The following is a 17,745-nucleotide window of genomic DNA, read 5'->3' as shown; positions in this document are numbered from 1 at the left end:
GACCCCTTTTCGTCACGGCGTACCGTTTCGACCACGCAGTCAATAGCCGGGGTGTTGGCTCAAACAGTGGTGCCACGCCTAATCGTCGGCCAGCCGAAAACAGAGGGCGGCGGGGGCTGGCGTGGGTTGTTCAGAACGACAGCCGAGGCCCCAGGTAGGCGTTGGCGCTTTCGATGTCGTCGTCGCCCAATGCGCCGACGTCAGCCGCCAGACGCAGCTTGGCCAGCAGGTAGCGCAACTTGGCTTCGAACAGGTCGCGACGAGCGGTGAAAATCTGTTCCTGGGCGTTGAGAATGTCGATGTTGGTGCTGCTGCCTGCCAGGAAGCCTTTCTTTGACGACAGCAGCGAGCGCTCGCTGGAGCTGACGGCTTTTTCCAATGCATGAATGCGCGCTTCACCGCTTTGCACACCGCGAAATTCCCGGGTTGTGCCGGAGATGATTTCTTCGCGTGTTGCATTCAGATCCTCTTGCGCCTGGTCTCGCGTGGCGACGCTTTGCCGGGCCCGGGCACTGACGTATCCGCCGCTGTACAGCGGAATGTTGAGCTCTACTCCGGCCGAGGTGTAGCGGTTGCGCTGATTCTGGGTGGACAGGGTTTCGCTGTCGGCGGCGGTGTAGCCCAGCACCAGATCGAGGGTTGGCCAGTGACCGGCCTTGGCTTTGGCCACTTCTTCATCGGCGGTGTTGACGTTCAAGCGCCGGGCGCGGATCGACGGGTTGTCGGTGCCGGCGCGGATGATCCACGCCTGCAGGTTGTCCGGCTGCAGCGGCGGGGTGGGGAAGGTCTCCTGCAATGTGGCGATCTGGTCGGGTGCTTCACCGACGTACTCTTGCAACTGGCGCCTGGCGACGACCAGGCTGTCCTCGGCCTCGATCAGTTCGGCCTGAGCGAGATCACGTCTGGCCACCGCGTCATCGACATCGGTCACGGTGCCGTCCCCCAACTGCCGTCGGCGCTGAGTCGAGGCCACTTGCTCATTCAGTGCGCTGAGTTTGGCATTGGCCAGTTTGGCGGTTTCATGGGCCAGCAGCACGTCGAAGTAACGCCCGGCCAGGCGCACCGCCGAATCCTGTGCCTTGCTGTCGAACACCGCGTTGCCATAGTCGGCCTGATACTGGCCCTGGCGGTACTCGGCCATTTTCTGTTTGTTGAACAGTGGCTGGCGCAGTTGCAGGGTGGCACCGCGCGAGGCGTAGTTCAGATCGTTGGTGTGGCTGTTGCCGTAAAAGTCCGGCTGTTTTTGCGTGCCGTTGATGTGGTTGTCGAACGCGGTGATGCCGATTTTCGGCAGCAGGCCGGATTTGCCGATGGCGCGGTTTTCCTGGGCGGCATCCCTTTCGTGACCGGCAGACAGGAAGGTCGGGCCCTGAAACTGCATCAGATTCCACGACTCGCGCAGGTCCAGTGCCGTTGCCGATTGCGCCAGTCCTAGCAGCGCAGCAACCCCGATCACCCGCCCGATGCCGTCCACTTCATTGCTCCTTGAATGCGCTATTGACGCGGTCGAGCAATGGCTTGAGCAGGTAACTCAGCATATTGCGCTCGCCGGTCTTGATGGTCACCGAGGCGGGCATGCCCGCACGAATGTGATTGCTGCCCAGCATGGCCATCCCGGCCTCCGTCACTTCGATCTGCGCCAGGTAATAGGGTTGTTTGTTGTCTTCGCTCATCAAGCGGTCGGCAGAAATGGTCTGCACCTTCCCCGGGATGTTGGGCGTCTGCACATGGTTGAACGCGGGAAACGAAATCATCACCGGCAGCCCCGGGTTCATGCGGTCGATGGCTTGCACCGGAATCATCGCGTCGATTTGCAGCGGCTCATGGGCGGGGACGATTTCCATGATCTTGAAGCCTGACGCAATCACCCCGCCGACCGTCGACACGTTCAGGCCCTGAACCACGCCGTCGATGGGCGAGCGAATGACCGTGTGTTGCACTTGATAATCCAAGGCTTGCAAGCGATCGGTGAGGGCGCTGTTCTCCTTCTGCACATCGGCCAGCAGCGACTGCACTTCTTTGCGGTAGTCGTACTCGCGCTGAAAGATGCGCAACTTGATGTCGGCGGCCTGGCCTCGAGCGCGGGCGATGTTGTTCAGGTTATCGGCCTGTGAGGCGTTCAGGTCGGAACCGGTGCGCTCCAGTTCCAGCATGCGATTGCGCGGTACATAGCCTTCGGCGGCGAGTTGGCGCACGCCCACCAGTTCCTGATTGAGGAAACCGATCTGTGATGAGCGGGCGTTGTAGACGCGTTGCAATCCTTTGACCTGGGCGTCGGCGGAATTGAGTGACTCACGCAGGATGTCCATTTCACCGGCCAGACTGGCGCGGCGTGTGGCGAACAGGTGGCGTTGCAGGCAGCAGCGGCTCCAACAGCCTGATCGGTGATAACGCAAACAACGTGCTGATGGGGCTTGGAGGTAACGACACGCTCGTTGGCGGTGGTGGCAACGACACCCTGGTGGGCGGCGCGAACCGTGACACCTTGACCGGCGGGACCGGTAACGACATGTTTGTGTTCACCTCTACGGGCGATTCAGGGACGTCCACCTTGAGTCGAGACGTCATTACCGACTTTACCCAGGGAGAGGATCACATCGACCTGTCACAAATAGATGCGCGTACCTCCGGCGGCGGATCTGGTGGAAACCAGGATTTCACGTTCCTCGGTGAGTGGAATGGCGCGGGCAGTGAGTTCAACAACCAGGCGCAATTGAAATACCACTACGTCAGTGTCAGCGGTGTTGATCACACTTATGTGGAGGGCAATGTCAACAATGGCAACGGTGCTGACTTCCAGATCGATCTGGTCGGGCATGTTGCGCTGACAGCGAGTGACTTTATCGGCGTGGTTTGATTCATTCATGTAATAAGAGCGCCCCGCCAGGATCGGGGCGTTTTTATAGCTGTAAATTGCTCATTTGCGCGCTTCAAAAGTATGACCATTTCATTGGGTTAGTGTTGTAAATGGGAATGTCTTGCTATTGTCTCGTCAAGTTAACACTGAATGGATCCAATAAAACCTGAGAAGTTGCGTGTGAATAAAGCAGGCTAGCTGGCGTGGGCATTACAGGGAAGTTGTTGATTAATGAGTCGTTAAGTGATGCTGCCGTTTGTCGGTAGTTCGCCCGAAAATTGAACATTCAAGCATTATGAACCTCAGATTATTCAGGACGTCACCCTTGGCGGCCGCTGCAATCGCAGAAAAAAAAGTGGACTCCGAACCTCATGTACATTCAGTGCAAATGGGGGTTTTTTATCTGAAATTCAGGATGCATAGTTGTTGTTCTATTGGTGCGTAAGTTGAGTGAATAGGTGATTGATGCCGCCGATTCTAAGGGTTTGGTGTGAGCGAAGTTAGAAAGTTATTGGCAGAATTTAGTCTGTTTTGTGGCTGACCTGAACAGCTGATTAAGTTGGAGAGTATGATCGTGACAATAAATACAATGATGAGCCTGTTTGAGCAAAAAGAATTCATGGAGTTTCTGCGCCTGGGTGTCATATATGTTCATTTGGTGGCGTGTTGTGTGGCAATGGGGCTTGTGTTGACCAGTGATGTTGCGATGGTGAGTGACCTGTTAAAACAAAAAATACCCTCTGAACATGACAATGCTCATATGGAGAAACTGCAGAAGTCGGTGGTGTTTGCCCTCATAGGCTTGTGGCTGACCGGTATGGCGGTCGTCGGTATCGATTATCTGGATAAAGGCATGGATTACTTTATGAATCCAAAGCTGCAAGCCAAAGTGATCATCGTTGTGATGTTGAGCTACAACGGCGTCTTGTTGCATCGCCTGGTGCTGCCGGCGTTACAGAAGGCTGGCTCGCTGCTCCATCTCGGGTTCAGCGCAAGAATGCTCGCACTGTTCTGCGGCTCGCTCTCGGCAGTGTCATGGATGTATGCCGCCATGCTGGGGGTCGGGCGTCCGCTGGCCTGGAAGTACTCTCTTTCTGAATTGTTGATGGCGTATCCGGTCCTGATACTGCTTGGTTTCATAGTGATGTCGGCGTTGACGTACCGCGCTAAACGCCAGATGGAAGCGACTGAGCCGCAGTGGATCGAACTCAGCGCTCGCTGATCAACTGAAAGCCCGCCAGGCAAAAGTCTGGCGGGCTTTTTTACGCCTTGGCGAAAGGCAGACGGGCCGGCTCTCAGCGGCCCAGGAACGCCAACAAATCCTCGTTCAACGCTTGCGCATGAGTCACCGCAAAGCCATGCGGCGCACCCTCGTAGACCTTCAGTTCGGCACCCTTGATTTGCGCGGCAGACTGTTTGCCGGTGATGTCGAATGGCACGATCTGATCACCGTCGCCATGGATCACCAAGGTCGGTACATCGATCTTGGCCATGTCTGGACGGAAGTCGGTTTCCGAGAATGCCGTGACGCAATCCAGGGTGCCTTTGAGCGAGGCCAGCAGGGCGACATTCAGGGTTTGCGTGAGCACGCCGTCAGAGACGTTCTGACCTTGATTGGTGCCATAGAACGGTGCGGCGAAATCGGCGATGAACTGCGCGCGATCTTGCAGCAGGCCCGCCTTGATACCGTCAAATACCGACTTGTCGACGCCCTGCGGGAAATCGGCTTTCTGGCCGAACAGCGGCGTCACCGCGCCCAGCAGCACCAGGCCGGCAACCCGCTCGCTGCCGTGACGGGCGATGTAGCGGCTGACATCGCCACCGCCCATGGAGAAGCCCACCAGCGTGACTTCACGCAGATCGAGGTGATTGATCAATTGCGCGATGTCATCGGCGAAGGTGTCGTAGTCGTAACCGGTCCATGGCTGATCCGAGCGGCCAAAACCGCGGCGGTCGAAGGCGATGGTGCGGTAGCCGCGGCTGCTCAGGTATTCCATCTGGTATTCCCACATGTCGGCATCCAGCGGCCAGCCGTGGCTGAACAGAACAGGCTTGCCGCTGCCCCAGTCCTTGTAATAGATCGCGGTGCCGTCTTGCGTGGTGAATGTGCTCATGGGAACTCCTTACGTGGCGAATGGATGCCGTGATGGCAGCGTTCACTATCGGCGTAAAGCTCAAGGGGGACTTGTACGCAAGTGCTCGATTATCGAATCCGACAGATCGGCGACAAGCTCCGAAAAATTGTTTCAACTTATGTTTGACGTCAAAATGATGGCCATCTAACATCTCGCCACTATTTTGATATCACTTTCCGTCTCGAGGGATCGAACATGTACCCACCCGCCCTCGCGGCGAGGTTGTGCGTAGCTTTGCTGTGCCTGTCCGCGCTCCAAACCGCTTTTGCTGCCCCCACACCCGGTGAAACCGACCTGATCCGCGACCGCCAGAACCGTCTGCTCGAAGAGCAGCAGCGGCGTCTCGAAGAACTCAAGGATCTGCCCGGCAAGGACGCCAAACCTGCCCAACCCGCAGCGCCCACCGACACCCGTTGCTTCCCGATCAAGGATGTCGAACTCAAGGGCGCCGACAGCCTGTCCGAGCGCGACAAGGCACGCCTGCTCAACCCCTACATCGGCGAATGCCTCGGTGTGCCACAGCTCAACGAGCTGCTCAAAGTCATCACCGACCATTACATTGAGAAAGGTCTGGTCACCAGCCGCGCGTACCTGCCGCAACAGGATCTGTCCGGCGGCCATCTGAAGGTGCTGGTGGTCGAAGGCAAGCTCGAAGGCATGAAGGGCGCCGAGAACAGCAAGCTGTCGGAGCGCGAACTGGCCATGGCATTCCCCGGCAAGTCGGGCGAACGGGTCAACCTGCGCGAGATCGAGCAGATGGTCGATCAGCTCAATCGCCTGCCGTCCAATCAGGCAAAAATGGAACTGGCGCCAGGCAAGAACGTGGGTGGCAGCACGGTGCTGGTGACCAACACCCCGCAGAAACCCTGGCGTGTCGGGCTGTCGCGCAATAACGACGGCCAGCGCAGCACTGGCGAACAGCAGTGGGGCACGACGTTGGACTGGGACAGCCCGTTGGGCCTGGCCGATCAGTTGAGCCTGCGCGGCGGTCACGATGCGATGACCGATCACCAGCACACCTCCAGAAACGCCGTGCTCAATTACAACCTGCCATGGGGCTGGTGGAACTTCAGTTACACCTACAGCCAGAGCGAATACCGCTCGCAGATCGCCGCCAACGGCTACAACTTCAAGCAGACCGGTGACAGCGAAAACCATCAGATCCGCGCCGAGCGAGTGATCCACCGCGACGCTGTCAGCAAGACCTCGCTCAACGCCGGTTTGTCCTACCTGCGCACCAACGCCTACATCGAAGACAGCAAGCTCAAGCTGAGCAGCAACCGCATCAGCGAAGCGCAGTTCGGCTTCAACCACGGCCGCCGTGTCGGCAGTGCGTTCGTCAACTTCGACGCCGGCATGCAGGAAGGCATCGGCGCGTTCGATGCGCAGGGCAGCCACGATCCTGGCCCCGGCGAACCGAACGCGCGCTACCGCAAATACACCGCCACCCTGAGCTACTTGCAGCCCTTCAAAGTGTGGGGCGAGTCCTTAACGTTCAGCAGCCTGATGACCGGCCAGCGCAGCGAAGACGTGCTGTTCAGCTCCCAGCGCACCAGCCTTGGCGGCTCGTCGTCGATCCGTGGTTACAAGGATCAATCCTTGTCGGGCGACAGCGGCGGTTACTGGCGTAACGATTTGCGCTGGGCACGTCCGGTGACCGCCGAATGGTTGCGCCCGGTGTTCGCTGAATACGGCACCAGTCTGGGTTATGACCAGGGCGTGATCCGCGGCGATCGCTACAACGGTAATCAGCACGGGCGCATGTCGAGCAACTCGCTGGAACTGTTCGCCCGTGGCGAGCACGTCGCCGCCAGCGTGACGTTTGCGCACTCGCTGGAACGCCCCGATGTGCTGACCGAGCGTGAAGCACCGATCTATTTCCGCCTGGATTTTTTCCTTTAATTTTCGCCCGCCCCGAGATTCTGACATGGACATCCGTCAATTGGCCTACCTGGCCGGTCAGCCTTCTGCTGTCGTAAAACACCACGAACGCTTTCTGGGCATGCCCAAGCGCGGCCTCGCGTTCCTGTTGGCAAACGTCATGTTCTGGCAACCGATCTGGGCGCGGGCGGATGGGATCGTAGTCAACGCGCCTGGCACAACCCTTGATCGTGCCGGCAACGGCGTGCCCATCGTCAATATCGCCGCGCCCAATGCGACGGGGCTGTCGCACAACCAGTTTCATGATTACAACGTCGGTGCTGAAGGCGTCATCCTCAACAACGCCACGGCGCGCACACAACTGACGCAAATGGGCGGCATCATTCTAGGCAACCCGAATTTGCGCGGGGCTGCCGCACAAACCATCCTCAACGAAGTCAACGGTGGCAGCCCGAGTCAACTGCGCGGTTACACCGAAGTGGCAGGGCAGTCGGCGCGTGTCATCGTCGCCAACCCTTACGGCATCAGTTGCAACGGCTGTGGGTTCATCAACACGCCGCGGGTGACCCTGACCACCGGCAAACCGGTGCTTGATAACGGTCGACTGGATCGTTTTCAGGTGGACCAGGGCAGTGTGTCCATCGACGGCACCGGTCTGGATGCGAGCAACGTCGACAGCTTTGAAATCATCACCCGCAGTGCGCGGATCAATGCGCAGATTCATGCCAAACGCCTGAACATCACCACCGGCCGCAATGACGTCAATGCCGACACTCTCAACGCCACCGCGCGGGCTGACGATGGCAGCGCCAAGCCGCAACTGGCCATCGACTCTTCTGCGCTCGGTGGCATGTATGCCGGCGCGATCAAACTGGTGGGCACGGAGCAGGGCGTAGGTGTGAAGCTGGCGGGCGATCTTGCCGCCAGCGCCGGTGACATCCAGATCGATGCCAACGGTCAGTTGAGCATGGCCAAAGTCACTGCCAGCAGTGCCATTGATATCAAGTCCAGAGGTCTTGATGCCCAAGGGCCGGTTTACGCTGGAACGCAACTGGCGGTGCAGACCGCTGAACAACTGGTCAACCGCCAAAGCCTTGTCGCCCGCGATTCTGTACGCCTGAGCAGCGGCGGCAAACTGACCAACAGTGGTGTGATCGAAGCCGGGGTGAACGCCGACAACACTCGCAATACCACAGGTGATCTGACCGTCAATGGTGCTGCGGTGAGCAACACTGGCAGCCTGTTGGCCAGTCGTTCCCTGAGCGCTGCGGCCACCGGTGTATTGGATAACCAGAATGGCATCGTCCAGGCGAAAAACGTCACGGTGAGCGCTGCCCGGCTGGTGAATCAGGGCGTCAACGCGCGTATTTATGGTGAAACCCGTCTGGCACTCAGCGCGCCGGCCATCGTCAATCTCAAGGGCCTGATCCGCTTTGCCGATGGTCAGGCTGCGACGCTGTCGGTCGACAGCCTCGACAACCGTCTGGGCCGTATCGAAATCGCTGGCGGCAGTCTCAAGCTCAATGCCCGGGATGTGCAGAACGCTGACGGCAAAATCGTTGCCGGACGCCTGGATATCGATGCCCGGCAAGTTGACAACACCCGTGGTCTGATCGGCGCCGGTCAGAGCGATGCCAAGGTTGTCGCCCGAGAGCGGCTGGACAACGCACAAGGCAAAATCCAGGCGAAGACCACGCTGGCGGTGTCCGGCGGCGAATTGCTCAACCATGGCGGAACGCTCGCGGCTGACCGGATTCTGGTCACTGCCGCACGACTGGATAACAGCGAAAAAGGTGTCGTCAGTGCTGAAAACGGTGCTGCCGAGCTGACACTGGAGCAGGATCTGGATAACCACGACGGCAAAATTCAGGCATCGGGTCGCCTGACCGTCGCGGCTCAGAGCATCAATAATCGTAATGCCAGCCTGATCGGCCAAACCCTCGAAGTGAACAGTCGCGGCACACTCGACAATACCCAAGGCACCCTTTCGTCCGATGACAGCGTGGTCACCAGCGAAGACCTGGACAACAGTCAGGGGCTGATTCAGGGCAATGATCGCCTGAACGTTACCGCTCGCGATTTGCAGAACTCGGCCGGCAAATTGCTGGGCGGCGTAGTTGACGCGCAACTGGCCAACCTCACCGGCAACAACGACGGCACCCTCAGCGCGCAAAGCGGCAAGCTTACGCTGATGGTCCAGCAGCACCTGAACAACGCGTTGGGTCGGTTGCAAGCCAGCCAGGGTGATGTGGCTATTCATGCCGCTTCGCTCGATAACCGTGGCGGTGTCGTCGCCGCACAGCAATTGCTGGTGATGGCTGAAAACGGCCACGTCGACAACCGTGGCGGGCGCATGATCAGTGATGGTCTGGACCTGCACGCGGCCAGCCTCGATAACAGCGATAACGGTCTGTTGGCAGCAGGTGTTGACGGTGCGCGGTTGATCCTCAAACGAGCTGCTCCTGGCCAGTCGCAACTGCTCAACGTCAAAGGCCGGATCCAGAGCGATGCCGACCTGCACATCGAAAGTGATGCCGTCGACAACAGCGCCGGCGTCCTGCTTGGCCAAGCCATCGACGTGACTGCCACGCAACTGAACAACAATGACAACGGTGGCATTGTCGGCAACGGCGGTGATGTCGCACTGAAAATCAGTGGTGTCTTCAGCAACGTCACTGGCGTGGTCGATGCCGCTGAACAGCGTCTGCTGCTCGATCAGCTCACCGAGCTGGATAACCGTGGCGGCACCCTGCGCGGCAAGCGACTGGACATCACCAGCATCTCGATCAACAACAACGCTGCCGGCCAGATCATCGCGGGCAGTGATGGCCTGAAAATTACCGGCAAAACCCTGCTGAACCAGCAAGGCGTGATCTTCGCCAATGGCAGTCATGCCGAACTGGCTCTGGGTAGCGGAACCCTTCAGAACCAGGGCGGCACGCTGCAAGCCGACACATTGGAGATCACCAGCGCCGACCTCGATAACAGCGCGGTTAACGGCAAGGCCGGATTGATCTCCAGCCTGTTGGGTGATCTGAAATTGACCGTCACTCGCCTGACCAACCGGGCCGGCAAGATGTTCGCCAAGGATCAGTTGGTATTCGTTGGCGACAGTCTGGACAACACCGGCGGCGAGATCAGCGGCAATCGATTGGCGCTCGAAGCGGTCAGCCAGATTCTCAACCAGGGTGGCCTGATCGAATCGGCGACCCATCTGCAACTCGCCAGCGGCCAGTTGAACAACAGTGCCGGCGGCCAGATTCGCGCACTCGGCGGCGCCTCCAGTCAGATCAAACTGACCGGCAACCTGAACAACCAGAGCGGCGTTATAGAGATCGGCAGCCAGGATCTGACACTCGCCGGCGGCCAACTCAATAACCTCAGCGGCAGCGTGCGTCACGCCGCGCAGGGTGTCTTCGATCTGGATCTGAGCAATCTGACCGGCACCCAGGGCAGCCTCACCGGACTGGGCAAAGGCGTGTGGGATGTCGGTTCGGTCAATGGTGTCGGCACCTGGCAACTCAACGGCGGCCTGACCTACACCAGCGCTCAGGATCTGAACCTCAATGCCAGTGACCGCATCGCCAGTGCTTCGGCAATGAGCCTTCAGGTCGCCAACCTGACCAACGCCGGACAACTGCTCAGCGACGGCGATCTGACGCTGACCCTGACGGGCAATCTGCTCAACAGTGGTCGGGTATCGGCGCAAAAGAAGCTCACCATCAGCGCCAACGACTTGATTCAACAGGACGGGCGACTGGTCAGCGGGGGCGATACCGCACTGACCCTGCGCGGCACGCTCGACAACCTCGGTCGTCTGATCGCCAACCAGAACCTCACGGTGACGGCAGCACGCATCAACAACAAAGGCACCCTCGGCGCCCAAGGCAATCTTGAGTTCACCGCTGCCAACGGCATCTACAACGACGCCGACACCCTGCTGTTCAGCGGCGGCACGATGAAGCTGCACGGCAACAGCCTCAACAATTTCTACGGTGACATCTACAGCCGCGGCAACCTGAGCTTCGACGCTGTGGGCGGCGGTCGTGCCGCGTTGTTCAGCAACCTGTCGGGCACCGTCGAAGGTGAGGGTGATATCGACATCAATGCTGTCTCGGTGGAAAACGCCAAGGCAGAATTCGAGATGACCTCGGGGCAATCATCTGGCAGCTTGAGCTGGGTGTGCGCCCAGCATTGCGGTGGCCATGACGGCTGGAAACGCGGCTATATCACCATTACCACTGACTTCAACGATCAAGTCCTCAAGGACTCGCGCGCGGCACGATTCGTCGCCGGAAAAAACTTCAACATCCACGCCAATCAAGTGGAAAACCGCTACAGCCTGCTGGCGGCCAACGGCGACCTGACGGTGACTGCCGACAGCCTGTTGAATCAGGGCGCGGTCTCGCGCTCGGGCCATCGGGTGGTGCAGATCGGCACGCCGGGACACATCGATAACAGCCTCTGGGATCAGATGGAGTTCATGGACATCCCGGCGTTCAATGCCGCCACAGCGGCAGGCAATTTCGACGAGGCGCGTTTCGAAGAATTGGTCAGTCGCTCCAGCGACTCCCGATTCGCTCAGACCAGCGACGTCACCACCTGGAATGAAAACGGCAACAACGTCTACTCGGCGGTGCTTCAGGCTGGTGGCAAAGTCAAACTGGATGTCACCAACAGCATTCAGAACGGTACGCTGTACGAAAACACCTATGGGCAACTGACCGGGTCATTGTCCAGCGATCAGACCTCCGTGGTCGGTGGTATCAACATCAATCTGGGTAAGCACAGCACTGACGCCAGCACCCAGGCAGCGAAAAATGTAACCCGCATCGAACGTGTCGATGCCGACGGCGTGAAGCAGATCAGCTTCGTCCCGGTCGACTTTAAGGGTGTACCTTTTGCGGCGGTCGATCCGACGGCTTCCTCGACGTTCCGTCTGCCGAAAGGCCCATATGGCATGTTCGTGCAGAGCACGAATCCGCAGAGCCGTTACCTGATCGAAACCAACCCGGAGCTGACCCAGACCGCGGCGTTCATGAGTTCCGACTATCTGCTCGGCAAACTCAACTTCAGCACAGATGAAGCAGCTCGTCGCCTCGGCGACGGTCGCTACGAATCGCGCTTGATCAGCGACGCAGTCATGGCCCAGACGGGCCAGCGTTTCCTCGCTGGCGGCCTGGAAAACGACTACGAGCAATTCCGTTATCTGATGGATAACGCGCTCGCCAGCAAGAACGAACTGAACCTGTCGGTCGGCGTCAGCCTGACCTCCGCGCAGGTTGCCGCACTGACCCACGACATCGTCTGGATGGAAGAACGCATCGTCGACGGCCAGAAAGTGCTGGTGCCGGTGCTCTATCTGGCACAGGCCGAATCGCGCAACGTGCGCGGCGGCAGCCTGATTCAGGGCCGCGATCTGGAACTGCTCGCCGGCAATGACCTGGTCAACGTCGGAACCTTGAGCGCCAGCAAAGACGTCTCCGTCGACGTCAAGGGCAGCCTCTATCAGGGCGGTCTGGTCGAAGCCAATGAGCGCATCACGCTCATGGCCACCGACAGCATTCGCAATGCCTTGGCCGGCGAGATTCGCGGCAATCAGGTCAGCCTCACCAGCCTCAAGGGCGACATCGTCAACGATCGAACCGCTGTCGCTGTGCGTGACGGCAACGGGATGCGCACGCTGGTCGATGACGGCGGCAACATCACCGCGCGCGACAGCCTGACCATCAAGTCCGGCCAGGATCTGGTCAACTCGTCATCCATCAGCAGCGGCGGCGACGCCAGCCTGAGCGCCACCCGTGACATCAACTTGCTGGCGACGCGCAACGAAAACGAACTCCACGAAGTGTTCAATGGCGGCCATCGCTCGGTCGTCACCACCACCGTGGAAAACCTTGCGTCAACGGTGAAAAGCGGCGGCAACTTGAAGCTCGACGCCGGCCGCGACATCAACGTCGTCGCCAGCACCGCCGAAGCCAAAGGTAACCTCAACGTTGACGCCAAGCGCGACATTTACATGTCCTCGGCCGGCGACGAAAACAATGTCGAAACCCATAGCAAGGATGGCAAGAAACGCGTCCACGAAGAAGACAACCACACCGTCCAGAAAGCCGCCGAGTTCATCGCGGGCGGCGACGTGAAAACCAGTTCCGGACGCGACACCACGCTGGTCGCAAGCAAGATCAGCGCAGGCAATGAAGCCTACGTCTACGCCGGCAATGATTTGAACCTGCTGGCCGCGCAGAACAAGGACTACACCCTCTATGACATGAAAGAGAAGGGCGGCTTCGGCAGCCTGAAACTCAAGCGCGACGAAGTCACCCAGGTCACCCACGTGGGTAGCGAGATCAAGACCGGTGGCAACCTTTCGCTCGTCAGCAAGGGTGACCAGCTCTATCAAGTGGCCAAGCTCGACAGCGGCAAGGACATCGTTCTCGACAGCGGCGGCTCCATCACCTTTGAAGGGGTGAAGGATCTGCATGATGAGAGCCATACCAAGACCAACAACAGTGCCGCGTGGGTCTCCTCCAAAGGCCGTGGCAATACCGACGAAACCTTGCGCCAGACCCAAATGATTGCCAAGGGCAACATCGTGATCAAGGCCGTTGATGGGCTGAAGATTGATATCAAGGATGTCAATCAGGAGTCCGTGAGCCAGACCATCGACGCTATGGTCAAGGCTGATCCGCAACTGGCGTGGTTGAAGGATGCTGAGGCGCGCGGGGATGTTGACTGGCGGCGAGTGAAGGAGGTTCACGAGTCGTTCAAATACAGCAACTCAAGTCTCGGTCAGGGCGCAATGTTGGTGATCATTATCATCATCACTGTGCTGACAGCTGGAGCCGCGAGTGCGGCTGTGGGAAGCGTCGCAGGTGCGACAGCGGGATCAGGGACTGCCATGGCCGCAGCAGGTACGGCAACCGCTTCGGCGGTGGCAGGTGGTGCTGCTGTCGGTTCAACCGTCGCCGCCGGATTAGGCAATGTAATGGCCTCTGCCGTATTGACGTCCTTGGCCAGCACTGCAGCAGTCAGCACTATTAATAACAAAGGAAATCTCGGCGCCGCTGTCAAGGAGACCTTCAGTAAGGACAGCCTGAAGAATGCTGCGATCGCGGGTGTTACGACCGGCTTTACACAAGGCGTGATCGATCCACAACTCGGCGGCCACACGGTACCGTTCAACAACCTAACAAAAGGATTTGACCTAAACACTCTCCAAGGTATCGGTGGTTTCGCTGTTCATGCGGGTGCGCAGGGACTCGCAGGCGGGGCCATAAAAACAGTAATTGGCGGGGGGAGTTACAGTGAGAACCTGAAGGATGGGCTGATTTCTCAGGCAGGCAATGTGGCCGCCGCCACCGCGTTCAACTTTGTCGGGGGCTACGCCCAAGATCACTGGCAGGCAGCACACAATGCGGGTGATACGACCGGAATGGCGATGTGGGCCGAAGGGGGTGTCGCTCGCACTGCGTTGCATGCGTTGATGGGGGGAGCGATTTCCAGTGCAACTGGTGGGGATTTCAAAACCGGCGCGATGGCTGCAGGTGCGAGTCAAGCGATGGCAGGTGTGCTCAACTCCACGTTCGACACCCAACCTCAGCTACGCCAGGCATTTTCCCAGATTGTCGGTTTGACAGCTGCAGGACTGGCCGGCGGAGACGTCAACAAGGCATCGTGGGTTGCTTTGATGGCTGACGAGTACAACCGCCAGCTTCATCAAAAAGAAACCTTGGCACTGGAGAAGCTGCAAAAAGAGAACCCTGATAAAGCCTATGAATTTAAAGCAGCGGCTTGTGCCTTGGTTCATTGCAGTGACTCGGTACCCCCCGATGATCCTAATTACAAATTCATCAAAGCATTGGAGGCGGACGGGAAAGGTTTCAAGGATGCACAAAGTACGCTTTTCGCTACCGGGGCCTTCGACGAGTATTCTAAGTGGGACCAGGTCAACGACGACTTGTTGCGCAACGACAAGGACCTCCGGCACTCGGCAAATGCCAGTCGAGCGGTACTGGGCGCCATAGGGGCTGCCGCAGGGTTTGGAGGCGCCATAGCGTCAAGCCCGGCTTGTGTAACCGCTGTTGGATGCGCGATTCCGGCGTTGTCCGGGCTGGGAGGTGCAGCATCGTTCGCTGATGGGTGGCAGGCCACGGGGCAGTTGTTTGCGCCCTATGACTACACCCAGGGAAGCAAAGTACTTGACTCTTTTAGCAGCGCGACCTACCCCGGCGACGTGAACCCGCTTCGCGACTACGGAACGGAAGCCGCTAAGACGGCAATGGAAATTGCACTGCTGAAGGGGGCGGGGAAATACTTTGAGGGGACTGGGGCTTCGGTTCTGGTTTCGAGCGGTAAGAAGGAGAGCGGCCTCACTGGAAACACCTCGAAAGTCTCTGACGTTGAACTAAATGCTACCCGCGATGCGGAGGGTTTTGGGTTGTCTGCGCAGCGTGACTTTGTTCCGGGAATGGAGCATCGTGCGGAGAACATCAACGCAGGACAGGTGACAGACCGTGATGGTCTTCCGCGTGTCGATGGTGAGAAGACTGCGAATGATCTGCTTCTGAAACAGCAGTCAGGTGGAATAGATCCTCCATACTGGGGAACGCAACGACCGGCGTGGAAGGAGGGGACAGTCGTCACCGATAAGGTTTTGGATCAGCCACGAACGATGACCATGGTAATCGATCAAAGGCAATACGACGCTATAAAGAGTAGTGAATTAAAGGAGCAAAATCCTGCATCTTTCTTAGGCGGATGGGCAACAGATTCTCCAGTGAACTCAATGGAAGACGTTAGAAATAAACTGGCTATTTCTACCGAATTTAAAACCGGGAATTTGTACAAGGTCGAATTTACGGTGAAACCGGGTGTAGGCGTTCGTGAAGGGACTGCGGGTGATATGTGGGATGCCAAGCAAGAGAAGCGTCTCGCTGGTGGAGCACATCAAGTTAATTTTATGGATAAAACCCCTCGTACAAATCCTGAGTTTTATAATATTGATATTGATAGTTTGAGGCTGTTGAAATGATTGATCTAGTTGCGCGTATAAGAAATGAAGTGGTGCATGCTGATGGAACAATTTTTGAGAGTTTTTACGATTGGCATGGGCGTAGGACTGAGTTTGAAGTTGAAATGGCGCAAGTTAAATATGTGCGTGTGAGTAAGGTTGTAAAGATAAGAAGATACATAGTTTCTGATAACGGTTCGGAAGTTTTGTTTTCTGCTGCAGGCATCCCATGCATACTGCCAGATCGGACTGGAGTGCTGGTCGTGTTTAATGAAGAGCCATCTAGGTTTGACTTTTCTGAAACACCTTGGTTCTTCGGGGTTCCTCACAATGCTGCGATCTACAATGCTGATGGTGCATTACGTTTTCAATTGCATAATCCTTATGGTAAAGGCAGTTATATAGGTGCCATACATTCAGGTGCGATGCCCGAGCATCCAAATTCACTAGGTGTTTTAATCGGTACGGTAGGGCACGATCCAGAATGGCTTTACTTACTTGATCCTGATGGCCCGGAATTAATCCCGACCGGAAAGTGGATTCGTTACTAGGTGCGAGAAAGATTGAGGGTTAAAGGGGAGCGGTAATAGACAACGTTTATAAAATCTTCTAAGGAACTGATGAAAACGGGACAGGCCACATTTATAAAGTATTCTGAGGCACTTGGTCTGTCCCGATTTTGCGCCCGTTTCGGCGCGAGGCAATTGACGAAGATAAAAACGGATAAATGGGGACAGACCCTGAGGGATCCCCGATTTTTCTTACAGAAAATCAAGAAGTTGGAATATTGAAGAGGCCTGCATGAGTCGGCAACTTGGTTTGCACCACACAAATACAAGAAACCGAACCCATGCAAGCCATCCGATTTTTGCACAGAGTGGGTAAAGGGGGACAGACCACGTTTAACGTAATTCACTGCAACAATAGGTAAAAATTTGCCGTCATTTGTACCTTGCGGCCCGCTAAGCTTTCAGTTCGACCAATTGAAAGGATTCATCGATGCCGCGTAGACCCCGAGTTTTGATACCAGGCGTACCATTGCACTTGATTCAGCGAGGAAACAATAGATCTGTCTGTTTTTTTACCGAGGAAGATTACCTTTTTTATTTGGAGCTTTTGGTCGAGCAGGCTTCTAAAAATGATTGTGATATTCATGCGTGGTGCTTAATGAGCAATCACGTTCATTTGTTAGTCAGTCCTCATAATTCCAACAGCGCAAGCCTGCTGATGAAAGGTGTCGGGCAGCGATACGTCCAATATATAAATCGTACGTATAGTCGCAGCGGAAGTTTGTGGGAAGGCCGGTTTCGTTCATGCCTTGTTGAGAGTGAACGATATTTGTTGTGCTGTTATCGTTACATCGAAATGAATCCCGTCAGAGCGAAAATGGTAAATCATCCGGCAGAATATCGCTGGTCAAGTTACCGTTTTAACGCACAATCAGAGCGATCACACATTGTTACCCCTCATGCTCAATATTTGGCGCTTGGAGTGCAGGGCGGGCAGCCGGCAGATGCTTACCGCGAACTGTTCAAAAATGACTTAGAGTCAGAGTTGGTTGACCAGATTCGTGACGCGACCAATGGAAATAATGTTTTTGGCGGTTCAAAGTTTGCTGTTGATGCGGCGTTTTTCAAGGTTGTTGTCGCGTCGCCGTCTAACTATGCCGCTCTTTTCTCGGTCTGCTGCTGCCGATCCGGGTTCAACATCACAGTGCCCATCGGCTCCCAGGTTCTTGTCTGGCCAGACCAGCGTTCCGGGCATTTCTCCCGAGCTTGCTCGTACAGCTCATGACGCCGAGCCAGGATCTGATGATCCTGACCACGGTGCCGTTCGGCCGGGGTCACGAAGCGGATTCG

7 protein-coding genes and 3 pseudogenes are annotated in these 17,745 nt (G+C 57.2%); 6 read left to right on the top strand and 4 right to left on the bottom strand.

Features of this window, described 5'->3' with window-relative positions; genetic code table 11:
- Positions 1-130 precede the first annotated feature (130 nt).
- Positions 131-1,465 carry a TolC family outer membrane protein gene (locus AACY18_RS05905; protein ID WP_339432938.1) on the bottom strand — a complete coding sequence of 445 codons (1,335 nt, stop codon included), beginning with the start codon at positions 1,463-1,465 and terminating at the stop codon, positions 131-133.
- A 10-nt stretch (positions 1,466-1,475) separates the two neighbouring features.
- A pseudogene (locus tag AACY18_RS05900) lies at positions 1,476-2,357 on the bottom strand (HlyD family type I secretion periplasmic adaptor subunit); the annotation flags it as partial.
- Between AACY18_RS05900 and AACY18_RS05895 the strand changes: the two are divergent.
- Together AACY18_RS05895 and AACY18_RS05890 are read left to right on the top strand one after the other, a co-directional pair.
- Positions 2,288-2,857, top strand: coding sequence for a M10 family metallopeptidase C-terminal domain-containing protein (locus tag AACY18_RS05895; protein WP_445261950.1), 570 nt, complete (start codon positions 2,288-2,290; stop codon positions 2,855-2,857). The pseudogene AACY18_RS05900 and the gene AACY18_RS05895 sit on opposite strands and share 70 nt — an antisense overlap.
- A gap of 574 nt (positions 2,858-3,431) precedes the next feature.
- Entirely contained in the window at positions 3,432-4,079 is a 648-nt protein-coding gene (locus AACY18_RS05890; RefSeq protein WP_339464507.1) for a hypothetical protein, read from the top strand.
- Between the two features lie 73 nt (positions 4,080-4,152).
- Here AACY18_RS05890 and AACY18_RS05885 read toward each other — a convergent pair whose 3' ends face one another.
- Positions 4,153-4,971 carry an alpha/beta fold hydrolase gene (locus AACY18_RS05885; protein ID WP_339434231.1) on the bottom strand — a complete coding sequence of 273 codons (819 nt, stop codon included), beginning with the start codon at positions 4,969-4,971 and terminating at the stop codon, positions 4,153-4,155.
- Positions 4,972-5,187: 216 nt separating this feature from the next.
- On the opposite strand from AACY18_RS05885, the gene AACY18_RS05880 reads away from it, so the two are divergent.
- From AACY18_RS05880 to AACY18_RS05865, 4 genes and pseudogenes are all read left to right on the top strand, one after another.
- On the top strand, positions 5,188-6,894 hold the full coding sequence (locus AACY18_RS05880; protein ID WP_339464506.1) for a ShlB/FhaC/HecB family hemolysin secretion/activation protein: 1,707 nt from the start codon (positions 5,188-5,190) through the stop codon (positions 6,892-6,894).
- Between the two features lie 25 nt (positions 6,895-6,919).
- Positions 6,920-15,907, top strand: coding sequence for a two-partner secretion domain-containing protein (locus AACY18_RS05875; RefSeq protein WP_339464505.1), 8,988 nt, complete (start codon positions 6,920-6,922; stop codon positions 15,905-15,907).
- On the top strand, positions 15,904-16,437 hold the full coding sequence (locus tag AACY18_RS05870; RefSeq protein ID WP_339434234.1) for a hypothetical protein: 534 nt from the start codon (positions 15,904-15,906) through the stop codon (positions 16,435-16,437). The genes AACY18_RS05875 and AACY18_RS05870 overlap by 4 nt, the downstream gene beginning before the upstream one ends.
- Positions 16,438-16,885: 448 nt before the next feature.
- A pseudogene (locus tag AACY18_RS05865) lies at positions 16,886-17,242 on the top strand (transposase); the annotation flags it as partial.
- A 305-nt stretch (positions 17,243-17,547) separates the two neighbouring features.
- On the opposite strand, the pseudogene AACY18_RS05860 reads toward AACY18_RS05865, so the two are convergent.
- A pseudogene (locus tag AACY18_RS05860) lies at positions 17,548-17,745 on the bottom strand (IS3 family transposase); the annotation flags it as partial.

This window comes from Pseudomonas sp. EA_65y_Pfl2_P74 (assembly GCF_963970575.1).
In the GTDB taxonomy this organism is placed as follows: domain Bacteria; phylum Pseudomonadota; class Gammaproteobacteria; order Pseudomonadales; family Pseudomonadaceae; genus Aquipseudomonas; species Aquipseudomonas baetica_A.
The sequence above is the reverse complement of the archived record's forward strand: the minus strand, read 5'-3'. Positions and strand labels throughout refer to the sequence as shown.

Excerpts from the sequence above, each read along its gene's own strand:
- AACY18_RS05885 (WP_339434231.1), bottom strand. The coding sequence starts at position 4,971 with ATGAGCACATTCACCACGCAAGACGGCACCGCGATCTATTACAAGGAC.
- AACY18_RS05880 (WP_339464506.1), top strand. The coding sequence starts at position 5,188 with ATGTACCCACCCGCCCTCGCGGCGAGGTTGTGCGTAGCTTTGCTGTGC.
- AACY18_RS05875 (WP_339464505.1), top strand. The coding sequence starts at position 6,920 with ATGGACATCCGTCAATTGGCCTACCTGGCCGGTCAGCCTTCTGCTGTC.
- AACY18_RS05870 (WP_339434234.1), top strand. The coding sequence starts at position 15,904 with ATGATTGATCTAGTTGCGCGTATAAGAAATGAAGTGGTGCATGCTGAT.